The sequence below is a fragment of the Altererythrobacter aquiaggeris genome (assembly GCF_037154015.1).
Taxonomy (GTDB): Bacteria; Pseudomonadota; Alphaproteobacteria; order Sphingomonadales; family Sphingomonadaceae; genus Aestuarierythrobacter; species Aestuarierythrobacter aquiaggeris.
The window spans coordinates 478,523-503,347 of sequence record NZ_JBANRL010000001.1 but is presented as its reverse complement, the minus strand read 5'-3'; the positions used below and the strand labels follow the sequence as shown (position 1 = coordinate 503,347).

General features: G+C 60.7%; 22 protein-coding genes. 8 read left to right on the top strand and 14 right to left on the bottom strand.

Going from position 1 to position 24,825, the window contains the following annotated elements; all coding sequences use genetic code 11:
* From WFP06_RS02440 to WFP06_RS02430, 3 genes are all read right to left on the bottom strand, one after another.
* The gene (locus WFP06_RS02440; protein ID WP_336985664.1) at nt 1-393 is read right to left on the bottom strand and encodes an NADH:ubiquinone oxidoreductase subunit NDUFA12; all 393 of its coding nucleotides are present in this window, start codon (nt 391-393) and stop codon (nt 1-3) included.
* A gap of 85 nt (nt 394-478) precedes the next feature.
* Nucleotides 479-961: a DUF192 domain-containing protein gene (locus tag WFP06_RS02435; protein WP_336985663.1), complete on the bottom strand. Its 483-nt coding sequence runs from the start codon at nt 959-961 to the stop codon at nt 479-481.
* Complete coding sequence (locus WFP06_RS02430) at nt 961-1,542, bottom strand: regulatory protein RecX (RefSeq protein ID WP_336985662.1); 582 nt, start codon at nt 1,540-1,542, stop codon at nt 961-963. Before WFP06_RS02430 ends, WFP06_RS02435 begins: the two co-directional genes overlap by 1 nt.
* Before the next feature lie 109 nt (nt 1,543-1,651).
* Here WFP06_RS02430 and WFP06_RS02425 point away from each other — a divergent pair, with 109 nt between their 5' ends.
* A complete protein-coding gene (locus WFP06_RS02425) occupies nt 1,652-3,391 on the top strand; it encodes a fatty acyl-AMP ligase (RefSeq protein WP_336985661.1) in 1,740 nt (579 codons plus the stop codon).
* Here WFP06_RS02425 and WFP06_RS02420 read toward each other — a convergent pair whose 3' ends face one another.
* Nucleotides 3,392-4,933: a DUF389 domain-containing protein gene (locus tag WFP06_RS02420; RefSeq protein ID WP_336985660.1), complete on the bottom strand. Its 1,542-nt coding sequence runs from the start codon at nt 4,931-4,933 to the stop codon at nt 3,392-3,394.
* A gap of 134 nt (nt 4,934-5,067) precedes the next feature.
* Between WFP06_RS02420 and WFP06_RS02415 the strand changes: the two genes are divergently transcribed.
* From WFP06_RS02415 to WFP06_RS02400, 4 genes are read left to right on the top strand one after another with little or no spacing between them, the layout of a single operon-like run.
* Nucleotides 5,068-6,273, top strand: coding sequence for a toxic anion resistance protein (locus WFP06_RS02415; RefSeq protein ID WP_336987607.1), 1,206 nt, complete (start codon nt 5,068-5,070; stop codon nt 6,271-6,273).
* On the top strand, nt 6,273-7,016 hold the full coding sequence (locus tag WFP06_RS02410; protein ID WP_336985659.1) for a hypothetical protein: 744 nt from the start codon (nt 6,273-6,275) through the stop codon (nt 7,014-7,016). The genes WFP06_RS02415 and WFP06_RS02410 overlap by 1 nt, the downstream gene beginning before the upstream one ends.
* 2 nt (nt 7,017-7,018) lie before the next feature.
* Entirely contained in the window at nt 7,019-7,315 is a 297-nt protein-coding gene (locus tag WFP06_RS02405) for a polyhydroxyalkanoic acid system family protein (protein WP_336985658.1), read from the top strand.
* Nucleotides 7,316-7,361: 46 nt separating this feature from the next.
* Nucleotides 7,362-7,745 (top strand): response regulator, encoded by a 384-nt coding sequence (locus WFP06_RS02400; protein ID WP_336985657.1) that lies wholly within the window; start codon nt 7,362-7,364, stop codon nt 7,743-7,745.
* Here WFP06_RS02400 and WFP06_RS02395 read toward each other — a convergent pair.
* The 3 genes from WFP06_RS02395 to WFP06_RS02385 all read right to left on the bottom strand — a co-directional run bounded on the left by WFP06_RS02395 (nt 7,691) and on the right by WFP06_RS02385 (nt 10,495).
* On the bottom strand, nt 7,691-8,557 hold the full coding sequence (locus tag WFP06_RS02395) for a class I mannose-6-phosphate isomerase (RefSeq protein WP_336985656.1): 867 nt from the start codon (nt 8,555-8,557) through the stop codon (nt 7,691-7,693). The two genes, WFP06_RS02400 and WFP06_RS02395, sit on opposite strands and share 55 nt — an antisense overlap.
* A complete protein-coding gene (locus tag WFP06_RS02390; RefSeq protein WP_336985655.1) occupies nt 8,554-9,642 on the bottom strand; it encodes a mannose-1-phosphate guanylyltransferase in 1,089 nt (362 codons plus the stop codon). The genes WFP06_RS02395 and WFP06_RS02390 overlap by 4 nt, the downstream gene beginning before the upstream one ends.
* 76 nt (nt 9,643-9,718) lie before the next feature.
* The gene (locus WFP06_RS02385; protein WP_336985654.1) at nt 9,719-10,495 is read right to left on the bottom strand and encodes a TonB family protein; all 777 of its coding nucleotides are present in this window, start codon (nt 10,493-10,495) and stop codon (nt 9,719-9,721) included.
* A gap of 62 nt (nt 10,496-10,557) precedes the next feature.
* Between WFP06_RS02385 and WFP06_RS02380 the strand changes: the two genes are divergently transcribed.
* Nucleotides 10,558-13,440, top strand: a complete 2,883-nt coding sequence (locus tag WFP06_RS02380; protein WP_336985653.1) for an MASE1 domain-containing protein — start codon at nt 10,558-10,560, stop codon at nt 13,438-13,440.
* 7 nt (nt 13,441-13,447) lie between these two features.
* Nucleotides 13,448-13,726, top strand: a complete 279-nt coding sequence (locus tag WFP06_RS02375) for a hypothetical protein (RefSeq protein WP_336985652.1) — start codon at nt 13,448-13,450, stop codon at nt 13,724-13,726.
* A gap of 241 nt (nt 13,727-13,967) precedes the next feature.
* Here the strand turns inward: WFP06_RS02375 and WFP06_RS02370 are convergent, their stop codons facing one another.
* The 3 genes from WFP06_RS02370 to WFP06_RS02360 are packed head-to-tail and all read right to left on the bottom strand — an operon-like array spanning nt 13,968 to nt 20,739.
* Nucleotides 13,968-14,129 carry a hypothetical protein gene (locus WFP06_RS02370; RefSeq protein WP_336985651.1) on the bottom strand — a complete coding sequence of 54 codons (162 nt, stop codon included), beginning with the start codon at nt 14,127-14,129 and terminating at the stop codon, nt 13,968-13,970.
* A complete protein-coding gene (locus tag WFP06_RS02365; RefSeq protein WP_336985650.1) occupies nt 14,129-18,379 on the bottom strand; it encodes a translocation/assembly module TamB domain-containing protein in 4,251 nt (1,416 codons plus the stop codon). The genes WFP06_RS02370 and WFP06_RS02365 overlap by 1 nt, the downstream gene beginning before the upstream one ends.
* On the bottom strand, nt 18,379-20,739 hold the full coding sequence (locus WFP06_RS02360; RefSeq protein WP_419716211.1) for an autotransporter assembly complex protein TamA: 2,361 nt from the start codon (nt 20,737-20,739) through the stop codon (nt 18,379-18,381). Before WFP06_RS02360 ends, WFP06_RS02365 begins: the two co-directional genes overlap by 1 nt.
* A gap of 83 nt (nt 20,740-20,822) precedes the next feature.
* Here WFP06_RS02360 and WFP06_RS02355 point away from each other — a divergent pair, with 83 nt between their 5' ends.
* Nucleotides 20,823-21,887, top strand: a complete 1,065-nt coding sequence (locus tag WFP06_RS02355) for a YihY/virulence factor BrkB family protein (RefSeq protein WP_336985648.1) — start codon at nt 20,823-20,825, stop codon at nt 21,885-21,887.
* Between the two features lie 77 nt (nt 21,888-21,964).
* Here the strand turns inward: WFP06_RS02355 and WFP06_RS02350 are convergent, their stop codons facing one another.
* The 4 genes from WFP06_RS02350 to WFP06_RS02335 form a co-directional block, all read right to left on the bottom strand.
* Complete coding sequence (locus WFP06_RS02350) at nt 21,965-22,402, bottom strand: hypothetical protein (RefSeq protein ID WP_336985647.1); 438 nt, start codon at nt 22,400-22,402, stop codon at nt 21,965-21,967.
* An 8-nt stretch (nt 22,403-22,410) separates the two neighbouring features.
* Nucleotides 22,411-22,986 (bottom strand): NAD(P)H-dependent oxidoreductase, encoded by a 576-nt coding sequence (locus WFP06_RS02345; protein WP_336985646.1) that lies wholly within the window; start codon nt 22,984-22,986, stop codon nt 22,411-22,413.
* Between the two features lie 248 nt (nt 22,987-23,234).
* On the bottom strand, nt 23,235-24,242 hold the full coding sequence (locus tag WFP06_RS02340) for a 2-hydroxyacid dehydrogenase (protein ID WP_336985645.1): 1,008 nt from the start codon (nt 24,240-24,242) through the stop codon (nt 23,235-23,237).
* 51 nt (nt 24,243-24,293) lie between these two features.
* Nucleotides 24,294-24,818, bottom strand: a complete 525-nt coding sequence (locus WFP06_RS02335; RefSeq protein WP_336985644.1) for an ANTAR domain-containing protein — start codon at nt 24,816-24,818, stop codon at nt 24,294-24,296.
* Between the last annotated feature and the right edge of the window lie 7 nt (nt 24,819-24,825).

Sequence of the window (24,825 nt, the reverse complement as noted above, 5' to 3'; positions counted from 1 at the left end):
TCAGGCGTCCGGCGTCCAGGCTTCGTAATCCCCCGTTGCCCGCGCACGCCGGCCGCCCCTCTCGAGCGCGCCTTGCGGGCGATATGCCAGATTGGTGCCGGTGGTGTTTTGCATATGTTCCACTTCCCAGATCTTGGCCGGGGGAAGATAGCTTTCGGGAACATCGTCACCTGAACCGTGAAGCCAGCCATGCCATTCTGCGGGCACGCGGCTTGCATCGTTGGCGCCTTCGTAAATCACCCAGCGCCGCTCGCGGCCATCAGCGTGCTTTTTCTTCGCGCGGAAATAGGCGTTGCCCTGCGCATCGGTGCCCACTTGTTCGCCCGTACGCCAGCTGTGAAGCAAAGTGCCGATTGTGGCGCCATTCCACCACGTGAATATTTTCCCGATCATGGCGCAGCGCCTAGCCCATTAGCCGGGCAAGGAAAAGAGCATTGCAGCGATTGGTAAGGGCCGCGCAGCCAGCGGCGCACGCGCGCTACCAGGCAACCTTGTCACCGGGCGCGATACCCAGTTCTTCCGATCGGCCTCCGTTCAACTCCAGCACCGCAGCCGCGGCGCCTTCGGACAGGATCGGATCGAGCGAATACGGCGCCGCATTGGCAACGATATTGCTGATCCGCCCATCCACACCCACAAATATCAGATCGAGCGGGATGACCGTGTTTTTCATCCAGAAACTGGCCTGTGCCGTGCCGTCGCGGGGAAACAGCATCCCCTCGTCCGCGCCCATTTGTGTGCGGAACATCATCCCGCGGGCCTGCGCTTCGGCAGAAGCAGCGACTTCGACCTGAAACCGGTGAACGGTTTCGCCGCTTGTCACCGTCAACGGGATAACTTCCAGACCGGACTCCGGATGCCGGCTGTCAGCCGCCGGGGTCGCTTCCGCGGCGGTTTCCGCGCCGCCGGGCGAACAGGATGCCAGCGCCGCCCCCAATATTATCGTCAAAATCAGTCGCATCAATAATCCTCCGCCAATCCGGCCCATTCTTCGGCTGCAGCCATTGTTTCTGCGTCGATCATTGCTTTCGCACTGTCAAATGAATGTCCCGCGCGCAGCATTGCCGAAATCTGCTTGTCGCGCTTCGCGCGGTCAAGCCCGTCTGTTCCAAACGGGCCGAACCGCCGTTTGCGCGCCATGGTCAGCGCAGCCTGCCGGCTGACCTGCGCTGGCGAGGAGACGGCTTCACGTGTGGCCTCGTCGATGCCTGCAGCACTCAACGCCTGCCTCACCCGCCCCGGGCCGTAGCCGCGGCGCAGCAAACCGCCAGACTTCATCCGGGCATATCCTTCGTCATCGACATAACCCAGTTCGACATAACGGGCGACCATCGCATCAAGATCAGGCAATTCGCCTTCGCTTTCATCCCAGCCGCGTTCGCGCAGTTTGCGCCGCAGATAATCTTTCAGCTTATGGGCACTGGTCGCAAATCTGGCCACATATGCCAGCGACATTTCGTCAAACCGCTGCCGGGTGAGCGGCTTTGGCGGGCGGCGTTTCTGGCGGTGATCGCGCCCCTTTTGACCTTGTTCATGTCTCATTGGCCATATTCGTGCCACAAACGGCCCCGAATGGAAAAGCCTGACATCCTTAACGCGAACCCCGACACGCGCACCAAACACTGGTAACAAACGGATATCCCCCAATAATATGACCATACCCGTAAACGAACCAACGCCTAATGATTGCGCTTTGCCGCGTCGTTATGCCGACTTTTCGACCTTTGACGAGGCATTGGATTATGCCGCGACGAGCAAAAAGGGACTTAATTTTCACGATCCGCGCGGCAAACTTGTGCGCGCTTACCCTTTCTCCGAATTGCGCAGCGATTCGCTTGCCATGGCGCGCCGTCTGATTGCGGCCGGTGCGACGCCGGGAACACGGATCGCGCTGGTGGCGGAAACGGGCCCCGAATTCGCCGCATTATTCTGCGGGGCGGTGTATGCGGGCGCGTGGCCCGTACCGCTGCCGCTGCCGACGACCTTTGGCGGCCGCGACAGTTATGTCGAACAGCTTTCGGTCCAGCTTGCCAGTTCGGACCCCGCAATGCTGCTATATCCGGCAGAGATCACGGAAATGGCACAAGCCGCCGCCGACAGCCAGGGCTGCAAGGGGATCGCGTGGGAAGATTTCGCCCGCAGTGAAGTGCCCGATGCTGCTTTGCCAGAACTCAGCCCCGGCGACATTTGCTATCTGCAATATTCCAGCGGCTCAACCCGGTTTCCCCATGGTGTGGCGGTGACGCACGAGGCTCTGCTCAACAATCTGGCGGGTCATTCACACGGCATGGAAGTTGACGACGGTGATCGCTGTATCAGCTGGCTGCCGTGGTATCACGATATGGGTCTGGTCGGATGTTTCCTGTCGGTTATCGCCAATCAGGTTTCGACCGATTACTTGCGGACCGAACATTTTGCCCGCCGCCCGCTTGCATGGCTGGATCTGATCAGTCGCAACCAGGGGACCACGCTCAGCTATTCACCCACATTCGGCTATGACATTTGCGCGCGCCGCATTTCCAGCCAGAGCCATGTCGATGAGCGGTTCGACCTGTCGCGCTGGCGCGTGGCCGGCAATGGCGCGGATATGATCCGCCCCGACGTGATGCAGGGCTTCGTCAATGCATTTTCGGACGCCGGGTTCAAGGCCGATGCGTTTCTGCCCAGCTACGGCCTTGCCGAAGCAACTCTGGCGGTCACCATCATGCCGCCGGGCGAGGGCATCCGCGTCGAACTGGTCGAGGAAGAACGCCTGTCGGGCAAGGAGCGCGATCTGTCGCGCCCCGCGCGCTACCGGGCCATCGTGAACTGCGGCAAGGCAGTGCGCGACATGGCGCTCGAAATTCGCGGCGAGAACGGTTCGCTCAAGGCGGATCACCAGATCGGCAAGGTCTGGTGCAAGGGCCCCAGCGTCATGCATTCCTATTTCCGCGACCCCGAAGCGACCGCCGAATGCCTCGTCGATGGCTGGCTGGATACGGGCGACATGGGTTATATGGTGGACGGATATCTGTTCATCGTCGGCCGCGCCAAAGACATGATCATCATCAACGGCAAGAACCACTGGCCGCAAGACATCGAATGGGCGGTCGAACAACTGCCCGGCTTCAATCACGGTGATATCGCTGCCTTTTCGGTCGAGACGGACAATGGCGAAGAAGCGCCGGCGGTGTTGGTCCATTGCCGTGTGTCCGATCCCGAAGAACGGATCAGGCTGCACGAGACGATCCGCGACAAAGTGCGGTCGATTACGGGGATGAATTGCGTGGTCGAACTTGTTCCGCCTCGCACATTGCCGCGCACGAGTTCGGGCAAGCTCAGCCGGGCAAAAGCCAAAAAGCTGTATCTGTCGGGCGAAATCCAGCCGATCGAACTGCTGGTGGCGGCCTGACTATTCGCCCGGCGCGCCCCAGCTTGCGCTGACACGGTCTGCCGGCCCGCCGTCCGCGCGCTTCGACACCCGCACGCCGGCTTCGCTGAGCAGCGGCTCGATTGTCGCGACCGCGCGGCTGTCTCCGCTCAGAACAACCGGCGCGTCAACCCGCGTGGCGGCCCAGCGCAGCAGATCGAACGATGCGCGGCCACTTTCGTTCATCGCGCCATCTTCCAGCGCAATCGCGGGCAGGCGCAATGCCGGGGGAACAAGTTCGATCGTCCAGCCCGGTTCGCTTTGGGCGATCCGCATTTCAAGCGCATAATAGGTCGCCAGCCCGGCGCCGGGCAGCGGCTTGGCCCTGACCATGGCGCGCCGCGCTTCGCGGTCGATCAACAGATCATTCGTGGTCACACCTGCTGCCAGCGCCAACCGCTCCTTCAGCGCCCTCAGCTTCGTTTCGGCAGCCGCCCGCTCCTGTGCATTTGCCGCAGCCAGCTGCGCCTTTTCAGCAGCACTGGCGCTGGTTCCGACCTGATATTGCGCCAGCGTCAGCAGCACCGGTTGTTCCAGCCTGCGTTCCAGCGCCGTCAGAATATCGTTCTCGCGGCTGGCAGACAGCAGTTCGGGTGTGAGGACCGTGGCGGAAATGCGAATCAGATCCGTGTCATACGTGATATCGAGTTCCGACACCCGCGCACTTGATGTAAAGTTATCGACGATCTCGTTCTTGATCGTCCGGCCCGCCTGCGCTTCCCACGCAATCCCGCGCAGCGAAATGGCCAGCGGAACGGCCAAGGCGACAAAGACCGTGATGATAGCCGCCGTCTGGAACTGCGTTTGCCGTTCGGACAGTGATGTGCGGAACCCGTAAATCCGCGCCATCACTGCGGCGGTCAGCGCAATCGTCATGAGGTTGGTCACATAAAGCAGCAGCGCGCCCGAAAAAACCGTCCAGTTCCAGGTCGCCAGACCAAAACCGATCACTGCCAGCGGCGGCATCAGCGCGGTTGCGATCGCCACGCCGACAATAGTGCCCTCACGCCCGCGGATCATCGCATATGCCCCGGCCAGCGCCGAAAACAATGCCACCAGCAAATCGAACAGATTGGGCCGCGTGCGCGAGGCAATCTCCTCCGTCATCGCCTGGATGGGCGACAGGAACACGATCAGCGCACATAACGCCACCGCCAGTAATGTGCCCCAGGCCAGCGATATGGCCGATTGGCGCAGCCAGCGGTAATCGCCCGTCGCCAGACTGAATCCCGCGCCGATAATCGGGTCCATCAGCGGCGAGAGAAGCATGGCGCCGATGACCACCGCCGGCGAACTGAGCAGCAGCCCCAGCACCGCAATCCCCGCCGACATCGCTGTCATGAACAGATAGCGCGGCGACGTTTCGCATTCCAGCCGCCGCTTTTCGATCACCGATGCCTGATCGACAGTGCCCACCACATCATCGCGCCACCAGCGGCGCCAGCTGAGCAGGACGGCGGCGAAGCCTTCTGCCTTCAGTGAATTCGGCTCGTTATCAATGGGTGGTACATTCTGATCCGCCATAGCCGACCGGTTAGAGCATCGGAAAGTTGCGCGGAAGGCATTTCTGACCGAGAGTGTTCTTGAAACTTGTGTGTTGTTATCCTAATACAGTAATGACTAACGCATTCGTGATTTATGAAAGAGCAGACACAGCCATGGGTACTTCCGCCAACGAGACGAAAACGGCCACCGTTTTCGAACTGACGCCGCCAGAACCCGTGCCGGCGGTTACCGCCGATAAGGCCGCGGGTCTGGTTCCGGTTTCGGACGAAAAAAAGTCCGCGCTCGCCACCAAAGTCGAAAGCTATGTCGATGAATTGCTGGCAGCGGATGCCAATTCGCCCGAATTTGGCCAGAAGGTCGACCAGTTGACCAATATGGGCCGCAAGGAAATTGCCGCTGCGGCGCGCATGTCGAACCGCTTTCTCGACCGCCCTGTGCGCGCGATGGATCAGGAAAGCGGCGTGGGCAGTGATCTGGCGGAACTGCGGCGCACGGTCGAAGATCTCGATCCCGGCCGCAAGGGCAAGCTTCGCGGGCGCAAATTGTTCGGCATCATCCCGTTCGGCAATTCCATGAAAAAGTATTTCGACAGCTACAAAAGCAGTCAGAACCACATCCAGGCAATTCTTGCGCGGCTGGAAAGCGGCAAGGACGAACTGATCATGGACAATGCCTCGATCGAGCAGGAACGCGCCAAATTGTGGGAAGCGATGGGCAATCTGGAACAGATGATCCATATTTCCAAAACGCTGGACAGCCGGCTTGAAGAAAAGGCGCTGGATCTGGACGCCACCGATCCGCAGAAAGCCAAGGCGATCCGCGAAACCGCACTGTTCTATGTCCGCCAGCGTACGCAGGATTTGCTGACCCAGATGGCGGTCAGCGTGCAGGGCTATCTTGCGCTCGATCTGGTCAAGAAAAACAATGTCGAACTGGTGAAGGGTGTTGACCGCGCGGGCACAACCACTGTCGGCGCCTTGCGCACCGCGGTTACGGTGGCGCAGGCGATGACCAACCAGCGGCTGGTTCTGCAGCAGATTACCGCACTGAACGAAACCACCGCGGGGATTATCGATTCGACCGGCACACTGCTGCGCGAACAGACCGGCAAGATCCACGAACAGGCCGCCAGCAGCACCATCCCGATGGAAACGTTGCAGCGCGCCTTCCAGAATATCTACGACACGATGGACGAAGTGGACACTTTCAAGCTGAAGGCGCTCGATTCCATGAAACAGACGGTCGATGTCCTATCCGGCGAAGTCGAGAAATCGAAAGGCTATATAGCGCGCGCCGAAGGGCAGGCGCAGGCTGCCAAGACACTCACCGAACCGTCCTTGCTGAGTCTGGACAGCTGATGAGCGACACAACCAACGAAAGCGACCGGATTCTGACCGCTGCGGGCACATCGCTGCAGGTCAACCGCGAGGGCGGCTATCACCGGCCCGGCGGTTCCATCGGCAAGGGTTCGGCACATATCAAGGCCAAACACTTTACCAGAAAACTGATCCAGATGGCAGTCGGGGTTGTCGCCGTGGCGGCAGCGGTGGGTGTGGCCGGGGCGATCCTGAACGGGATCGGTTTCTGGGGCATCATGATCACGCTGCTGGTAACCGCGCTGATGTTCGGTGTAATCGCATCGCAGAAGGTCAAGGTTCCCCGCCGCGAAAACCTCAACAAGGGCGATGTGCGCAAAATGGTCGGCAATACCGAATTATGGCTCGAGGCGCAGCGCCCGGCCCTGCCCGCGCCGGCAGTAAAGATTGTTGACGATCTGGGCGTGCAGCTGGATTCGCTTGGCTTGCAGCTCGAGGCGATCGACCAGAACCATCCTGCCGCGCGCGATATCCGCAAGCTGGTGGGCGAACATCTGCCCGAAACAATTGACAGCTACCGCAAGATTCCGGCGCATTTGCGCCATGAGGAGCGCGCCGGCGCAACACCCGACAAGCAGGTTACCGACAGCCTGACGCGGATCAGCAAGGAAATCGGCGAAGTCACCCGTCAACTGGCCGATGGCGCGATCGACGATCTGGCCGTCCGCACCCGCTACCTCGATTACCGTTACGGCGAAACCGCTGCAACCAGACCGGAAAACTGATCATGCAAGTTCCTATCCCGCACAATCTTCCCAAGGAAGAAGTCCGCCGCCGCCTGCGTGAAAGCAGCCATGAAATTGCCGATCACATTCCCGGCGGCATGGCACAGGTGGAGACAGTCTGGTCGAGCGAAGACCAGATGGACATGACGATCAAGGCGATGGGCCAGAATCTGGTCGGTAAAGTCGAAGTCGAAGACAGCCGGATGGTTTTGACCGTCGATATTCCCGCAGCCCTCAGCTTCGTGAAACCGTTGATCGAAGGCGCTGTGCGCAAGCAGGGTCAGAAGTTGCTCAGTTGACTGCGGCTGTGATGCGCCTTGCAGATTGCCCTCGAGGGGTTGGCGATTGAGCGATCCAGGCGCCACACGCGGCATTCCGCAGGATCTTCTGCTGGTGGAAGATAACATGATAATCGCGCTGGATACGGCTGCGCTGCTCAAGGAACTGAACGTCGGTCAGGTGCGCAGCGAAACCGATGTCAGCGGCGCGCTGGCAGCGATCGACGCGCGCGTGCCTGATTTTGCCCTGCTGGATTTCAATCTTGGCGAAGAAACCAGCAAGCCGATCGCGCGCAAATTGAACCAGCTGAAAGTGCGGTTCTATTTCGCCACGGGCTATGACGAACAGGACAATGAACTGCAAAGCCTCGGGTCAGAAGGCGTGCTGAGCAAACCTTATTCGAAAGCTGATCTGGCCCGGGTGGTCGGCGCAGATTTTCCCCGGTCCTGAATAACGGGCCGTGTAAGCAGGCAGCGCGTGCCTGCGGGGATATGCACATCGCCAATTGACGCTGTCACCGCGCATTCGCCGGCTTCCAGTGTGCAGTCACCGACCATTACGGGCCCATCCAGCGGCAAGACCAGCAATCTTCCCGGATACTCATCGGCGATGGCGCTGCTGACGGGGCCGTCTATCCGGTCGAGCCGGAAATGCGGACCATCGACCAGATTGACCGAGCCTGCGTGGCCAACCGCCCTTCGCAATTGATCCGGATAGGGCTCGCCCAGAGCGACAGCTATTCCCGCGTCCAGATGCAATTCGCGCGGGCGGCCGTAATCATACAGCCGGTAGGTTATGTCACTGTTTTGCTGGACCTCCACCAGACTGACACCGGGGCCGATGGCATGGACGGTGTTGGCCGGGATATGGAAGAAATCGCCCGCGCTGACCGGATGCCATGCGAGCAGTTGTTCAATCGAACCATCCAGCGCGGCGCGGCGCATTGCATCTGCCGGCAGCGGTTTGCTGAAACCGATCCCCAGCATCGCATCCACATCGGCGGCCAGCACCAGCCAGCATTCTTCCTTGCCATTGCGGCCAAGGCCTGCGGCCTGCGCCTGATCATCGTCAGGGTGGACCTGCACCGAAAGTTTCTGGCTGGTGAAAAGATATTTAATCAGCAATTGATCGAAATCTTCCGGCGGTTCGAACCATATCTCGCCAATGCGCTGATCGGCGGGTGCGGTAAACGGCGCGGGCAGCACATCACGGCCCCAGACCTTTTCCACCGTCCGCGTGTTCAGGGCGAACGAATCGCTCATTGTTCGGCCGCACCCGGCAATTTACCGACCAACTGCGCGCCTTCATGCGTTGTCACCAGCACTTCATCGCCGTCCACCACGATCACGATGCCCTCCAGCCCGATGGCCGATACGCGCGGCCCGTCGCTGCGGATCATCACATTGCGGCAATCGATCAGATCGGCATTCGGGCCGGCGATATTGCCTGCGCCGTCGCCCAACATCGCTTCCTGCAATGCCTGCCAGTTGCCGATATCGGACCAGCCCATATCGGCGGGCACCATGGCCGCGCGGCCGGTGTTTTCCATGACTGCGTAATCGACCGATTCGCCCTCGATTGCGGCAAACGCAGCAGCTTCGGGGTGAAATTTCATACCGTCGGCACTCCCGCCGTCGACCGCGCGAAGGACCGCGCCGTGCATGGCTGGCCGATGGCGTGCAAGTTCGGCCAGAAAATCGCCTGCGCGGAATGCAAAAATCCCCCCGTTCCAGCAATAGTTGCCCTCCGCCAGAAATTGTCCTGCGCGCGCCTTGTCCGGTTTTTCGACGAAACTGGCGATCTTGAACCCGCCCGCAATCGCCTCGCCCTGACGGATGTAGCCATAACCGGTTTCGGGCGACGTCGCCGCAATGCCGAAGGATACCAGATGGTTTTCCCGCGCCAGTGCAGCAGCGGACCGGGCGGCAGCCAGAAATGCCGCCGTATCGCCGACATGGTGATCGCTGGGGCAAACCAGCATCACAGCCCCCGCCGGCAGCCGCGCTGCCGCAAGCGCAATCGCCGGAGCGGTGTTGCGCGCCAGTGGCTCGACGATAATGACTGCGCCGGTATCATCTGCATCACCTGCATCGCCTGCATCTCCGGCATCTCCGGCATCTCCGGCAACTCCGGCAATCTGTGCCTCGATCTGTCCGACGTGCGCGGGTCCGGCAACAATCACGGGCGCAGCAAAGATCGCCCGGTCGGCCACACGGGCCAGTGTTTGCTGAAACAGCGTGCGGTCGCCCGATAATGGCAGAAACGGTTTGGGGCGATGCTTGCGGCTGAGCGGCCACAAACGCGTGCCGCTGCCACCGCATAAAATCACCGGAACTATCAAACCCATTCAAAACACCTGTTGTTTCGCATCTGCGGCCCGGCACATATCAGCCACCCGGCCGCGTGATCGCACAAATCAATGGCTAATTCGTGAACCAGCGCTGCCGCCATGCGTATTGGCCCGCAACCGGGTTCCCTCTGGCATCGGTAGCCGGCTCGAACCGGAAACGTTCGGTCGCCAGCTGGCAAGTGATTGCATCAGCCTGCGCATCGGGGCTGGGCTGGGTTACCCGGCAATTGCTGACGCGGCCATCCGCGCCCACCGTCAGCAGAATGGTGACGCTGCTGCCAAGCCGCAGTTCGCGGGTTTTTTTCGGGTAATCACGCGCCGAATTGATGTCGCCGGCGGTTTTCTGCAGCTTGCGGAAACCATTGCCGGCGCCGCTCCCCCGGGTGCCGCTGCCGGTGCCATCACCTGCCCCTCCAGCACCCGTTCCGCTGCCGGCATCTGCGGCCCCCGAAGAATTCGCGGTTCCGGTCGAAGCCGCCTTGGGCGCCGGCGGATTGCGTTTGACGACAACTTTGGGTTCGGGCGCGGTTACTTCGCGCGGGGTGGCTTTTTTTCCGGGAGGCGCGGCTGCTCCTTCGTCGGGCACAGGTTCATCGGCTGCGACAGGTTCAGGCTCGGGCTCGGGCTCGGGCTCGGGCTCGGGCGCGGTAATCGTGACTGTGAACGGTGAAAAAACCTGCCGTTCCACCGATGCGGTGAAATCGGGCGCAAAGGCCCGAACCAGTCCATAACCGATCACCAGATGGATCAGCAGGATCAGCGCCAATAACCCGGGCTTGATCTTCCTGCGTCCGTTATTGGCCAGATAGCCGGAATTCGCCGTGCTGCCCGCACGCGCCTCGTTAACCAAAATGTCGTCCTCCGCCCGAAGTGCGTTTCGCCCCTCTATAATGTAAACTCGAGGGGGAAGCGATGAGCTTTATGACGCGGTTGAAACCGGATGCCGAATTAATCATGACCAGCCTTGGCGGGCGGATGGGAAGCAAGTTCGGCCGGAAGAAGGGGCGGCTCGATCTGGGGGGCCGCAGACTGGCGATGGCAATGTGTCTGGCCACGCTGGCCTATGCGCTGCTCGCTTATGGCAGCATCATGTTGACGCGCGGGGACGGCGTGTTTGCCGCTGTGTGGATGCCCAATGCGATCGCACTGGCGCTGTTGCTGCATTTGCGGCCAAAACGCGCTGCGCCGGTTTATCTCGCCATTTTCCTGGGTAGCCTGTCGGCCAACGCCGCAACCCGTTCCATCGAAGCCGCGACGATCGGTTTTTCGATTGCCAATATGATGGAAGTCATCGCCGCAAGCTATTTCCTGCGCAAACTTGGCTGCCGCAAGCCAAAGATGGAACGCATGGAAGATCTGGCGCAGCTGGTATTTTCTGCGGGCATCATCGCCCCCGCAATATCGGCCACCATCGCGGCGATTTCGCTTGCATCGGCTGGAGGCGATTTCGCGAGTGCCTGGGCCGACTGGTATATTGCCGATGCGTTGGGGATGATCCTGATCACGCCCATCCTGCTTATCATGTTCGACACCCTCACGGGCCGGACACGCGTGACCGTGCGCCACCCTGCCGAATGGACCGGGATCATCGCGGGCGGCTTCATCCTGACTTCGGCGGTGTTCATTCAAAGCGATTATCCGCTGCTGTTTATCGTGCTTCCCGGCATTGCATTTGCCGCCTTCCGGCTGGGCGTGCTGGGGACTGCGATCGCGCTGTTACAAGTCGCGGTCACTTCCACCATCTTCACCTGGCAGGGTCACGGCCCGATCATGCTCGCCTCAAATACGATCGGTGTGGGACTGATCGTGCTGCAGGTGTTTCTGGCGACAGGGTTTGTCATGGGACTGCCGATTGCCGCAGCTGTTGACGGGCGGCGGTCCGCGACAGAGCGGTTGCGGCTGCGCGAGGCGCAACTGGCGTTGCTGGCAAACAATGTCAGCGATGCGGTCATGAGTTACGACAGCACCGGCCTGTGTGTGTACGCCTCCCCCTCGGTGCGCGAGGTGCTGGCGGAAAAGCCATCTACCTTCGTGGGCAAACGGCCATCCGACCGGGTCCATCCTGACGCCAGAGAGCGCGTTGAACAGGCACAGCGCCGGCTGGTCAACGGCACCAGCGAAACCGAACGATTTACTTACCGCCGGTTTATCGACGGCAAGGATGGCAAGCCCTGTTATATCGAGGCGAACTGCAGGCTGATCACCGCAGACAACGCAAACGATGAGGATTCGGGCGGAATTATCGTTTCGTGCCGCGATGTTACGCAGCGCGTCGATCTGGAGCACAAACTGGTTCGCGCGCGGCGTCACGCCGAAAATGCCGCCCATGCAAAGTCCGAATTTCTGGCCAACATGAGCCATGAAATCAGAACCCCGATGAACGGCGTGCTGGGCTTTGCGGATTTGCTGCTCAAAAGCGATTTGCCGGTCGAGGCCCGGCGCCACGTCGAACTGATCGAGGAGTCGGGCAAAAGCATGATGCGGCTGCTCAACGACATTCTCGATATTTCGAAGATCGAGGCCGGGCGGATCGTCGTGTCCGAAGAACCGGTCAATCTCTGCCATTTGCTGTCAGGGTGCCTGAAACTGCATACGGCAAATGCCGCACAGAAAGGTGTCGAGCTGGTCTGGCAGCCGGGGCCATCGCTCCCGCCCATGGTGGTAACCGATGGCCTTCGCCTGCGGCAGATCATTCACAATCTGCTGGGCAATGCGGTGAAATTTACCGGCCACGGATCGGTTACGCTGCAGGCCGGCGCCGACGGCGGGACGCTGGCGATAGCGATCGAGGATACCGGCATCGGGATTGATCCGGCGCGCATCGCGGCAATTTTCGGCCAGTTCGAGCAGGCGGACAAAACCACCTCGCGCCGGTTTGGCGGGACGGGTCTGGGGCTGGCCATCAGCCGCCAGCTCGCCGAACTTCTGGGCGGCACGCTGGAAGCTGCCAGCCCCGGGCCGTCGGGCTCACGGTTCGAACTGCGGATACCTCTGGTTGTCCCTGCGGCGGTCACACCTGGCGCGGGGCCTTCGCCCGAACCAAAGCTGCCGGACGGCCCGCAGACGATGCCCGCACCTTCGCGCATCCTGCTGGCGGAAGATCACGATATCAACCGCATTCTGGCGACCGCCATGCTCGAACGCTGCGGCCAGACCGTCGAAATTGCGGCGGACGGCAAACAGGCTGTTGCTGCCGCGTTGGCGGCGCATGATCGCGGCCAGCCGTTCCAGCTGGTTCTGATGGATGTCCAGATGCCCGAATGTGATGGCTATGAAGCAACCAGATCGCTCCGCGCCGCTGGCTTTACCGCCGAAGAATTACCCATCGTCGCGCTTACCGCGAATGCTTATGAGGAAGATATCAAGGCGGCGCTCGAAAGCGGGATGCAGGCCCATCTGGCCAAACCGCTGGTGTTTGGTTCGCTGGTGCAGGTGCTGCAACGCTGGCTACCGATGGCCGCTGCCGCGGATGCAAGCGCCGCAGAACGAAACGCGGGTGTTGATCGCGCGCAGGATAATGGCTGCGAAAGCAGCGGCGATACCTTGCAAACCAGATGGCTTGGGCGGCGCGGCGAAGCACTTGCCGCGGTCAGGCTGTTGGTTGGTCCCGGCAAAATGTCTGCCGATCAGCTGCAGGATATCGCCCGGACGGTGCACAAGCTGGCGGGAACGGCGGGTATGTTCGGCGAAGGCGGGCTTGGCGAAATGGCCGGCCAGTTGGAACGCGCGATAAAAACCGGTGCCGGACAGTCCGAATACGCCCGGCTGGCCGAGGATTTGCTGCAGGCAGCCTGATCCGGCGTTGACCGCAATTGTGCGGCGTGCGGGCGGGCTCCTAACCCCGGGCAATCCGCGTTATCTCGATGCCGATCCGCGCGGCTCGATCGTCTTGAGCACTGACATGGCCGGCACCTCGGCCGTGATCAACACCTATGACGAATACGGCATTCCCGGCAATAGCAATCAGGGCCGGTTCCAACATACCGGCCAGGCATGGCTTGGCGAAACCGGGATGTATTATAACAACGCCCGTATTTGGATGCCGCTGGTCTCAGCATTTTCCTACATCCGCCTGTGTTGATATGCTGCCAGCGGTTCTTTGATATTGTCGGTTTGGCGTGGTCCGGGGTGTTTTGCGCGCCACCGCGTGAAGTGTCACCCCGTGTGATTTGCGCCTTAAACATCTGAAATAGAATCACTTAATCACAGATCGGGCAGGGTTACAGGGTGTAACTAGTGTAACCCTGGACGGCACGGTTCGGCCAGAAATAGCGGCGGATTTCGGAGGCGGGCCAGCGAAAAAACGCCGCGCTGCATCCGCGTTATTTTTTCTCCAGATCCTCATCAATGTCGCGGGCCAGATCCTTGATACGCTGCTCTGCCCTTTCAAACCGGTAATTGAAGTCGCTCTCGCGTTCGCTCCGCATTACCGCCGCCGCGATCAATGCCAGCGCCAGAATGACCAGAACCACGATCACGCGCATCAGTAATTCTTCTTGTAACGCACGTTCACATTGGTCCCGACAGCGCCGCCCGCCTGACTGAGCACCGATAGCGCCGGGGTCAGGCTGATTTCCAGCTGGGTCGCGGTGAAGCCGCGCGCATCGGTAATGACCTCGAGATAAATATCGTCGGTGAGATATTTGCCCGCGGCCAGCGAGGTGCCCTGCCCGGTGGTATCATCGGGGCCGACAATGCGCAGCCGGTCAAAACCGGTCGCCGATCTCAGTTTGCCCAGCGGGTTCAGACCGCCGCCCGTTCCGCGTAGCGAGTTGAGCGAAGCGGCCAGCTGCACCGCCTGGATTGCGGACAGATTGCCGACCGAACTGCCGAACAGGATGCGCGACATGATTTCGTCCTGCGGCAATCCCGGCGTGCTGGAAAACACGATCTGCGGGTTGAACGCGCGGCCGCTGACATTCACATTGACGGTCACATCTTCGACCTCTTCGCTTGCGACCAGACTGATTGTGGGGTCAAGCGCTCTGCCGCCCGTGAAGCCGACGCGCCCTTCGGTCAGGACGAACGATTTGCCGGCAAAGCCCAGCGTACCGCGGATCAGATTGACACTACCGGACATCCGCGGTTCGGCGCTGGTGCCGGTCAACTGGATATCGGTGCTCCATTCGCTTTCGAGGCCCATGCCCGAGACATACAGCTTTTCCGGCGCGACCAGATTTATGTCCAGCCGCACCTGACCCAGCAGCCCGGCAGATAGCGAGGCAGGCTCATCACCCGTAACACGCGGCCTTCCGCGCGGCGGTTTGAAGCGTACGCCGGAAAGTTCGGGCACAGCGGCAGAACCCTGCCGGATCACTTCGTAACGGGTTTCGGGCAGCAATATCCGGCCCGACAGAGAGGCGATCTGACCCGCCTGTTTGGTGAAAGCTAGGTTGCCCGTGGCCGTGGCCCCGATCGCATCGCTTTTCGCCAGGCGGGCATTGTCCAGCTTCAGCTGCACATCCATCGGATAACCGCTATCGGCAGCCAGACTGATATAGCCGGTTGCGGAAACCTTGCCGTCACCGGCAACCGCTTCCAATTGTTCGATCTCCAGCCGGTCGCCGGTAAAACTGCCGCGTAGCGCCATGTTTGTCAGCCGCGTGCCATAAGTCTGGTTTTCGTAAGTCAGGTTGTTGGCCCGCACGATACCCGACAACGAAGGCTGCGATACGCGGCCGCTGAAGTCGGCTGCCACGCCCAGTGCGCCCGACAGGCGTTGATCGGGCTGGCCAGCGAGCGAGAACAAGGTGTCGGCTGGTCCGTTATAGCGGATGCCGCCGCCAAGCGGAGCCTCCAGAAGCCGCGTGGTCCACGGCCCGCTGCCGGGCGGAAGCGGGGTCAGCGCAGCATTCATGCGCCCGATAACGGTGCCGCGCCGTCTGATCACCGCGCGCGCCGCACCGCCATTGCGCTGCAGCTGTCCCACGAAATTGACATTGACCGGCTGGCTGACCGAAACCGCGGTGGTCCGCGAAAAGCCGGTGATCGTCATCCGGGCGTCCGCGGTGGGGAACGCGCCGGCATTGGCCTGCGCAAAATCGAGGCTTCCGGTGGCCTTGCCCCCGATGCCGAGACCGGGTGAAAATGCGTTGAGGATAGCCAGATCCATATCGTCAAGCCGGCTCTGCAGTTTGATACCCTGACCGTAATTCCCCGCGACGCGCATGTTACCCTGACCGAAATCGATCCGCGTGGGCAGCAGTTCATATGTTCCCTTGCCCGGGATGATCCGGGCAGGTGAGGTTGTCCTGAACGCGATACCGCGCACCTTGCCCTGCAGCGATGCGCGCCACAATTCCGGTTGCAGATCGGCATTGCCCGATATGCGGAACGGCACGCCGCTGGTGCCTTCGGCGAGAAGTTTAGCCTTGCCGCGCCCGTCGCGGTAATCGATCAGCGCACGCATCGCATTGATGTTGAGCGAACCGTAATCGGTGTTGGCCAACTGGACGTCTGCGACGATTTCTGGCCGGTCATACATCACGATCGTCGCATCGACGATGGCCGACCCGATCCGCAGGTTTGCAGGGCCCGGCAGGACCGTGTCGTTCGCGCGAAGATTGACCACGGCGGACTGGTATTTCCCGGTTGCCCCCAACCGGACAATGCCGCCCAGACCGCGTCCGTTGGCATCAAGCTGGCCGATGAACGGGCCGGCGGGGCTCTGGCGGACCTGTCCCGAAAGACCGATACCGGCAAAATCCGCCCGGTTGATCGTAAGCGAAAGCGGGCCGCGTGCGGTGGCGACCGTCACATCCGCCGTAAACGCCCCGTAATCGGTCTGCCCGCTTGCATCGATGCGGTAATTGCCGTTGTCGCCGCGAATTTCGGCGGTCAGTCCGGCAAGGCCGATACCAAGGCCGGGGTTGGCCGCTCTGATAGTGGCGCGCGGATTGGAAATCGTGCCTGTCAAAGTCACGCCGACAGGGCCGTATTGCTGCGAAACTGCGCTAGCGACAAGATCGATCTGGCCGGATTGCGAGTAACTGCCGCGTCCATCGGTAATCCGCAGCAAGGGCGAATTCATCCGCACATTGGCAAACCGGGCCACACCGTCGCTGCCATATCGCACGTCACTGGAAGCGGTCAGATTGCCGCCAAGATACGTTCGCAGGTTTTCATTGGTCAGGCTGGTTGAACGGGCGCGCACCTTGCCCGCCAGAGCAAACCCGCCGCTAGCTTCGGATTGCAGGTCGATATCGGTTTCGATGTTGAAAACGCCGACGCTTTCGACCCGGTAATTATCGATCTTCCCGTCAATTGCGCCGGTATAAAGACCCGTCGCCGTGTCGGCGAGCAGGATCAGTTTCGCATCGATGCGGTCCGACCGCATCCGCATATTATCGGAAAGAAACCGCGTGCCATCAATGGCAATGTCGCCGTCCAGCCGGATATTGGTGAGCGTGCCTCCGGCCACAGTATCAAGCCCGGTGATGCGCGCAGCAGTGGCCGAAACCGGAATGATCAGCCGCGCCGTATCGACCTGCACATCGCCTCTGGCGCGCAGGTTTTCGACGCCCATATCGTTCATCACTATGCGCGCGGCATTGATATCGTAGATCGCCCGCGGCTTGGTGAAGGGTCCATCCAGCGTGACCATCGCGCGCAGCCCGTTACCGCGCAGGTTTGGCGCAAGCGCGGATGGTTTCAGCAGCACGAACGCAGCCTTGAAATTGTCGAAGCTGTTATCTGACAGATCGATCAGCCCGTTGGTTGTCAGGTTGAAGGCATCACTTGATACGCGCCCTGCGACATTGGCCGCACGCTCCTCGAAGGTTGCGGTAACATCCAGATCGGTCGTGTTGCCCAGCAGATCCGCGGTTGCTGGCGGGGCAAAGCGCGCGAGGCTCGCGGGGCCTTTAAGATTGAATGTGCCATTTCTGGCCGTCAGGTTCAGATCGGCGAGGCTTTTGCCTGCCAGCGCAGCGTTCAGTTTGCCGTTCCACCTGGCCCAGTCACCCTTGCCCGACAGCTTGACCTGCAGCGGTTCCGTCAGTCCGGCAAGCGCGGCAATCACGCCGTCACCCGGTGCGTTGATGTCGACATCAAGCCCCAGCCTGTTGGCTTCGGGCACCGCATCCAGCTTCAATGCGATCCGGTCCCCGCCGGCGCGGCCTTCGCCGGCCAGCGTAGCGCCGTTGAAGCGGGCTTGCGCGCGGCCATCGGCGATGTGCAACTTGCCCGCCAGTTTCGCGATGCGTCGCTCGCCGGAAACGGGGGCCTCAGCGATGAAACGATCGATTTCCAGCGCGTCAATATCGATATCATAATCGGGCAAAAGCGGGTCTTCGCTGGGCGGGGTTTCGCGAAATTCGGGCAAACGGCCCAGCGTCACTGTCTTGGCCGTGAGCGAGCGGATATCGATGTGCCTGCGCGCAAATGCAAACGGGCGCCAGTCAACCACAACTGCAGGCGCGCTCAGAAATACACCCTTGGGATCGGATAGGGTCAGCCCGCGGATTGTCATATCGCCGTAGATCGAACCATCGATCCTCTCGATGCCGATCTCCATGCCGTTTTCGAATTCCAGTGCTTCGATCTGATTTGCGATGATATTGCGGCCAGGATCGGTATTCAGCCCGACCAGAATAATACCCGCCAGAGCAATCAGGCCCAAGAACGTGAACAACACAATCCTGAAAATCCGGCGCGGCCAGACGGTTGGGCGGGCGTCGTCGCCGCTTACGTCCGGGTCACCTTCGTACGCGGTATCGATTGGCGTATCGGCCATCAGAATGCCTGCCCGATCGAGATATAGATGTTGATCAGGCTTTCACCGTCTCTGCGGCCGATAGGCGTTGCGACATCGAGCCTGAGCGGGCCGAAATTGGTGTAAAAACGCCCGCCGATACCCGCACCATATCGCAGGTTGGAAAAATCAGGGGTCGAACTTTCATAAACCTGGCCCGCATCGACAAACGCGACAACCCCGAAGTCACCGAAGCGGTAGCGCACTTCTGCAGCCAGCTCGTTAACGCTCAGGCCGCCAATCGGACGGATCAGAAACTCGTCATCCTTTTCGTCAGGATCGGCGGCGTCGAATTTGGGATTGGGTTCCAGCACCTGCGGGCCCAGTTGCTGGTAGCCGAAGCCGCGAACCGAACCGCCCCCGCCCGCGTAGAACCGGCGTGAGGGGGCAATATCTTCACGGTCGACCCCCTGGATACTCCCCACTCTGAAACGCCCGGCAACCACCAGCGCATCGCTGACGGGATAATAGGCCGATCCGTTCAGGAAGCCGCGCGCGTAAGGGCTGAAGCCATCCTGCAACGACCCTTCCGGCTGCAATAGCAGCGTCAGGCGAAACCCGTCGGTCGGATTGAGGAGATCGTTCGATGTGTCAAAGCCGACCTGCCCGGTCAGCGCCCCGATGAAATAGGTGCGGTCCACCCGTTCACCCAGATCGAAGTCGAAGTCTTCCTCGATTGTGCCGATGATTTCAGCGCCATAGGCATAAGTCAGCTTTTTCTGCCAGATCGGTGTCGAGACATAGCTGACCAGCCCGCCCAGTCTGCCGGTAAACGCTTCGAACGCATCGTAATCGGCGTGTAGCGCATTAAGGCCCAGTTCCACTGTCCTGTCGCGTTGCCCGGCATTCGAGCGGCGGAAATTGACACCTGCGCCCTGTTCCTGCGTACCCAGAACGGCCGACGCGATAAGCGCACCTTCGGGCGGGAACAGATTGCGGTGGCTCCAGCTCCCTTCCACCCTGAAACCCTGTCCGGTGCCGAAACCGGCGCTGCCCGCAAGCGTGCGCGGCGGGCCGGCGTCCTGGTCAACCGCGATAGTGACAAATTCGCTGTCCTGATCGGCCGCGTCGCCAGTACGCACAGGCACAACCGACACGGTGTTGAGCAGGCCGGTTGCCACAAGCGCCTGACGCAGATCGTCAACCTTGCGGCTGTCGTAAAGCTCACCTTTTTCAAACCGGGCCAGCACTTCGACATGATCGGCATCGAAGGCCTGGTTGCCTGAGCTTGCAAAGCCGCCGAACCGTGCGCGGGGGCCGGTGGTGACGGGCAGCGTATAAACACCGTCGAATGTTTCCTGATCCAGCAGAATATCGCGCTGGCCAACTTCCGCGAAGGGATATCCTTCCTGCGGCAGCGCGATCGCAATTTGCGCTTCGGCCCCCTGAACGCGCGCGGCGATAATCGGTTCGCCCACCTGTAATGCGAGGTTTTTCGCGATCAGATCAGCCGGTATCGTCGGTTCCGCATCGACGATGATTTCGGCAAAGGTAAACCGTTCTCCCGCCGCCACATCCAGCACAGCCAGCAGCGGCTGCCCGCTCGCTTCCTCCGAACGGTCAATCCGCGTGGTGACTTTGGCGTCATACCAGCCTTCGGCGCGCAAGATCCGCTGCAGCAAAGCGCTGTCTTCGGTCACGCGGGCCGCCAGCATGGCAACATTGGCCGCTTCGCCATCGGCCGATTCCAGCGCCGAAAGGCCCTTGAAGGTTGCGGCCAGATTGGCATCCGACAGTTCGTCGATTTCCTCTAGACCGTTGATCTGTGTGCCGTATTTGACAACCAGAACTTCTTCATCGCCCGCCTCTTCGGCGAACTGTACTTCTTCGACATCGAAAGATTCCAGCGGCGCAAGCGGAGCGGCCAGCTCCGCATCGCGGATCGGCGCATCGCCGATTTCTTCGACACGGTCACCATCGGCAAGTTCGGGCAGACCAAGCGGCGCGGCCACACCGTCCAGCGGTTCGGCACCGGCTTGTTCGGAAGCAAAGCGCCGCTCGAAGTCGGCAATCGATTCCAGTTCGCCGCCCAGTTCGGGATCATCTTCGGCCAAAGGCGGGATCGAGGAATTGAATTCCTCGTCCGAAATAATCGGCTCCACCTGCGGCAAATCCGAATCGGCTGGTGACGGCGGCACAGGAACTTCGCCGGCTTGCAAATTATCAACGGGCTGCGTTCCGGCGCCAATTTCACTGTCCTGCAAAACCGCATTGCGGGCCGATGCAGACTGCCCCGACAAAGTCGCCGTCAACACTGCTGCCAATGCGGTTGTGAGCGAAAACGGCAAAGAAACCAAGGCACGTTTGCGCCTGTGCGACGTTACTACTGACACTATGCCCATCAAACTGCCTTCAACCGTATTTTCAAAAATTTACCACAAGGATCGCCGATGCGAGCTCCGCCAAAGCGTCTGACACAACGGACATGAACATAGGGCTGAATGACCAAGATGTTGAAGATATAAAGGAATTGCAGCCGGGCGCAATGGCGGCATCTCCGCACGCCCTGCCGTGGGCAGCCTGGAAGCAAATTGGCAAGCGGATATGGGTAATGGCAGGGTTCCATAATCTGTCGCTGCTTGCGGCGGGTACGGCCTTCTTCGCGTTTCTGGCGATCACGCCCTTACTGGCCGCTACGGTGATGACGTACGGTCTGCTGGGCAATGTCCAGACCGTCCAGTCGCAAATGAACGCCATTTCCAGCTGGATGCCGGCAGACGCTGCCGCTCTGATCGAATCGCAACTGGTCGCCGTTGTCACCACGAGCGCGGGGGTGACCGGCGTAACGCTGGCAATTTCGCTGCTGTTGGCGATTTACGGCGGAATGCGGGCTGCAACCGGCCTGATCGGTGCGCTCAACATCATCAATTCGGAACATGAAAGCCGCAATATATTCTCACTTACGCTGCGCGCGGCTGGGCTCACGCTGGCGGCGATCCTGATAGCCATGACCGGGCTGATCAGCGGGGGGTTGGTCGCATGGCTCGAAACGCGAACGGAAACGTTCATCGGCACCGCGGCGGACACCGGATATCAGGCGCTGACGTGGCTGGTCGCCATGGTGCTCGGGACAGGCGGATTTGCCCTGATCATGAAATACGGGCCAGACCGCCGCGCGGCAAAATGGCGCTGGTTATCGCCCGGATCGATCCTTGCCACATTCGCGTGGGTGGCAGTCTCCTTCGGCTTCTCGCTCTACGTCCGCTACATCAGCGATTACAACGCGACCTACGGATCATTGTCCGCCATTGTCGTGTTCCTGATGTGGCTGTTTCTTACCAGCTACGCGATTTTGCTGGGCGCGCTGCTCAATGCCGAAATCGAACGCCAGACGCTGATCGACACCACAGTGGGCGTTGATCGGCCGATTGGTGAACGCGGCGCGGTCATGGCTGACAGTGCCGTCAGTCTCGCGCCCGATTCCGGCGTGCTGGAAAAGAAACGCCGCCGCCAGGCCGCACGTGTCGCGCGCAATGCCTCCAAAAACTGAAGCTGCACAGCTTGGCGCTATGCCCGCGCTTGCCCAGGCGATTTTGCACGGTTCACCCGGCTGAACTGCCGCCCGCGCTAGATCGCCGGTGCAAAACCGTCGTCGCGCAGCGTGAGTATATATCGTGTCAGCGCATCGACTTGCGGCGCGTCCAGGTCGAAATCCATGGCTTCGGGATAATTATGCGCGTCGCGCAGATATGCCGAAAGGGTTTCGCTCGTCAGGCCCTTCCGGTTGGCGACAGCGGCAAAGGATGGCGCGCCGGGATGAGGGGACAGGTCAGGCGCTTCGACGGCATGGCAATCGGCGCAGGCAGCCTGCGCAAACGCCAGCGCCTGATCATCGCTACTGGATGCTTTCGGCGGTTCGTGACGGAACAAGCCCTCACCGGCCTGCGGGTTACCATTGCCGGATATGGCGGGAGCCGCAGGTTTGTAGGCCCCCAAGCAGGCGGACAGATTGGCGGACAGGCTGGCGCAAAGCGCCAGCATCAGAACACGCGGTTTGCTTTTCATGACCCACATCATCTCCCGGACCGGCCGAGCCTTTCGACTTTGCGCAGCCATGTCTTGCGGTAATCATCACTTTTGGCCACGCTGCCCATCAGCGACAGGCGCACTGGTGACACCCCGGCGAAGTGCAGGATGTTTCGTTTGAAGCTCTTCACACTATGCGCTCGGAAAAACAGCGAATAGGCGGCGGCGGGCATTCCCATCGTCACGATAAGCCGCGCAGATTTGCCTTTTAACAATTGGCGATACAGCCCGTTCTCGGCTGGTTCGACGGCAAATCCGGGCCGCGCCACCTGTTCAAGCATCGCTTTGAGCAAGGCCGGGACGTCTCCTAGCCAAAGCGGATAGAGTATCACGATGTGATCCGCCCAGCGCATTGCCTCCTGCACCTTGGCCAGGCCCTGCGGCGCCGTATGTGAATTCCAGTCGTCGGGGTCGCGCAGCACAGGGAAGTCGAGCTTCGACAAATCGACCCGGCGGACCTCGTGAAGTTCTTCGGCGCCCTTGATATAAGCGGACGCAAGCGCATGGACGTAATGGTCAGGGTCGTTGTGCGGGTGACCATCGAGAACGAGTATGCAGCGCATGGCATGGGATTATCCACACCGCGCCGAGGCTGGAATGCGTATATGTCCTTAGCCGAGATGATCGGCGGACCGGACCTGCCGCAACAAATCCCGCGAACGGGGATCGCCAGTTGCTGCGTCCTGCCCGAAACTCCTGTCGGCTGGTGCTGTTGGCCGAATGCTTGCGCGGACTTTGACGAACCAAAACTGCCCGATGCCTCGCTTCGCGCCGCACATTTCGAGTATCACCGGATAGGGACTTGAACGGGCTAACCCGGCGTCACCTGTGATATCCCGACCGGGTGCAGCGGTGCTCCCTGTGTTTCGAAAGCAGTGGCGTTGGCAATCGTGGTGGCAGCAATGGCGCGCAATGCATCGGCGGTAAAAAAGCCCTGATGACCGGTAATCAGCACGTTGGGGAAAGTCAGCAATCTGGCCAACGTGTCATCGACGATGGGCTGATCCGATAAATCCTCGAAAAATATGCCGCTTGCCTCCTCGTAAACATCAAGCCCCAACTGCCCGATCTTGCCGGATTTCAGGCCCATAATGATCGCACGTGTGTCTATCACGGCCCCGCGGCTGGTGTTGATGATCGTGATCCCGTCTTTCATCCGGGCGATTGCGCCGGCGTCGATCATATGCCGCGTTTCGGGATTGAGCGGACAGTGGAGACTGATGATATCGCTGCGGGCCAGCAGATCGTTCAATGCGACATAGCTGCCGGGAAAATGGTCGTTCTCCACCGGATCGGTGCCTAATACTTCACAGCCGAACCCGGCCAGAATTTGCGACACGATCAGTCCGATATTGCCTGTCCCGATAACCCCCACTGTGCGCCCGTGCAGATCGAAGCCCAGCAACCCGTCGAGCGCAAAGTTTCCTTCGCGCACGCGGGCATAGGCACGGTGGATACGGCGTATGAGCGAAAGCAGGATGGCGAGCGTGTGTTCCGCCACGGCATGCGGCGAATATGCCGGAACGCGGGCGACGGCCATTTGCAGGGCATGGGCGGTCTTTACATCGACGTTGTTGTACCCGGCGCAGCGTAAGCAGATCAGACGTGTGCCATTACCGCGCAGGATCCGCAGAACACGCGCATCAACCTGGTCATTGACGAACGGGCAAACACCCTCGGCATCGCTGGCGGCGACCGCACTGCACGCATCCAGCCGCGCTTCGTGAAAGATCAGCCTGTGCGGTGCAGGAACAGCAAGATTGGCTGCCTCCAAAAACCGGCGATCATAGGGCTTCGTGCTGAACACCGCGATCTTCACCGCATTAGCTTCGCAAGCCGAAATGTCGTTTGGCGCACATGGGCGCCTCCGTCATACACCTTGCGGCAGACGCCGGGCGGTATCAACCGCCTCGGCCAGTTTGTTGAAGGAAAATGGCCCGTCGAGCACGGCACCCCGTCCCAAACGCCGGCTTTTGCGGGCGGCATCACGGGTGACGAGCAGGACCGGCACATCGCGCGTTCCGCATATTCTTCTGGCAGCCATCACGCCGTCGCCGGATTGCACGTGATCGCCCACGACAATCAGATCCGGCGGATGCATTGCGGCCATCGCAATCGCATCTTCTTCGGTCCAGACATGGTCGAGACTGTCGAACCCCATCTCGGCAAGGCGTTTGGACAATTCGCAGCCAATCAGCATGTTACCTTCGATAATCAATGCCTGGGCCATAAGATTCTCCCCTTTCTCATCATCGGCGTTACCGGACCCGGTCAGCAATGCTGCGGCCTGTCCGGCAGCAGTTTCCGCAACAGCCACGGCCGTATCACCTGCCGGTTTTTCGGCATGACCGGGTTCGGCTATTCCGGGCATCCTGCTGACGGCCCGACGCGGCATTGGCTGA

What these genes read in the sequence shown, in the direction of transcription:
- WFP06_RS02440 (WP_336985664.1), bottom strand. Translation starts at nt 393, where the DNA reads ATGATCGGGAAAATATTCACGTGGTGGAATGGCGCCACAATCGGCACT.
- WFP06_RS02435 (WP_336985663.1), bottom strand. Translation starts at nt 961, where the DNA reads ATGCGACTGATTTTGACGATAATATTGGGGGCGGCGCTGGCATCCTGT.
- WFP06_RS02430 (WP_336985662.1), bottom strand. Translation starts at nt 1,542, where the DNA reads ATGAGACATGAACAAGGTCAAAAGGGGCGCGATCACCGCCAGAAACGC.
- WFP06_RS02425 (WP_336985661.1), top strand. Translation starts at nt 1,652, where the DNA reads ATGACCATACCCGTAAACGAACCAACGCCTAATGATTGCGCTTTGCCG.
- WFP06_RS02420 (WP_336985660.1), bottom strand. Translation starts at nt 4,933, where the DNA reads ATGGCGGATCAGAATGTACCACCCATTGATAACGAGCCGAATTCACTG.
- WFP06_RS02415 (WP_336987607.1), top strand. Translation starts at nt 5,068, where the DNA reads ATGGGTACTTCCGCCAACGAGACGAAAACGGCCACCGTTTTCGAACTG.
- WFP06_RS02410 (WP_336985659.1), top strand. Translation starts at nt 6,273, where the DNA reads ATGAGCGACACAACCAACGAAAGCGACCGGATTCTGACCGCTGCGGGC.
- WFP06_RS02405 (WP_336985658.1), top strand. Translation starts at nt 7,019, where the DNA reads ATGCAAGTTCCTATCCCGCACAATCTTCCCAAGGAAGAAGTCCGCCGC.
- WFP06_RS02395 (WP_336985656.1), bottom strand. Translation starts at nt 8,557, where the DNA reads ATGAGCGATTCGTTCGCCCTGAACACGCGGACGGTGGAAAAGGTCTGG.
- WFP06_RS02390 (WP_336985655.1), bottom strand. Translation starts at nt 9,642, where the DNA reads ATGGGTTTGATAGTTCCGGTGATTTTATGCGGTGGCAGCGGCACGCGT.
- WFP06_RS02380 (WP_336985653.1), top strand. Translation starts at nt 10,558, where the DNA reads ATGAGCTTTATGACGCGGTTGAAACCGGATGCCGAATTAATCATGACC.
- WFP06_RS02370 (WP_336985651.1), bottom strand. Translation starts at nt 14,129, where the DNA reads ATGCGCGTGATCGTGGTTCTGGTCATTCTGGCGCTGGCATTGATCGCG.
- WFP06_RS02365 (WP_336985650.1), bottom strand. Translation starts at nt 18,379, where the DNA reads ATGGCCGATACGCCAATCGATACCGCGTACGAAGGTGACCCGGACGTA.
- WFP06_RS02360 (WP_419716211.1), bottom strand. Translation starts at nt 20,739, where the DNA reads ATGGGCATAGTGTCAGTAGTAACGTCGCACAGGCGCAAACGTGCCTTG.
- WFP06_RS02355 (WP_336985648.1), top strand. Translation starts at nt 20,823, where the DNA reads ATGAACATAGGGCTGAATGACCAAGATGTTGAAGATATAAAGGAATTG.
- WFP06_RS02350 (WP_336985647.1), bottom strand. Translation starts at nt 22,402, where the DNA reads ATGAAAAGCAAACCGCGTGTTCTGATGCTGGCGCTTTGCGCCAGCCTG.
- WFP06_RS02345 (WP_336985646.1), bottom strand. Translation starts at nt 22,986, where the DNA reads ATGCGCTGCATACTCGTTCTCGATGGTCACCCGCACAACGACCCTGAC.
- WFP06_RS02335 (WP_336985644.1), bottom strand. Translation starts at nt 24,818, where the DNA reads ATGCCGCGTCGGGCCGTCAGCAGGATGCCCGGAATAGCCGAACCCGGT.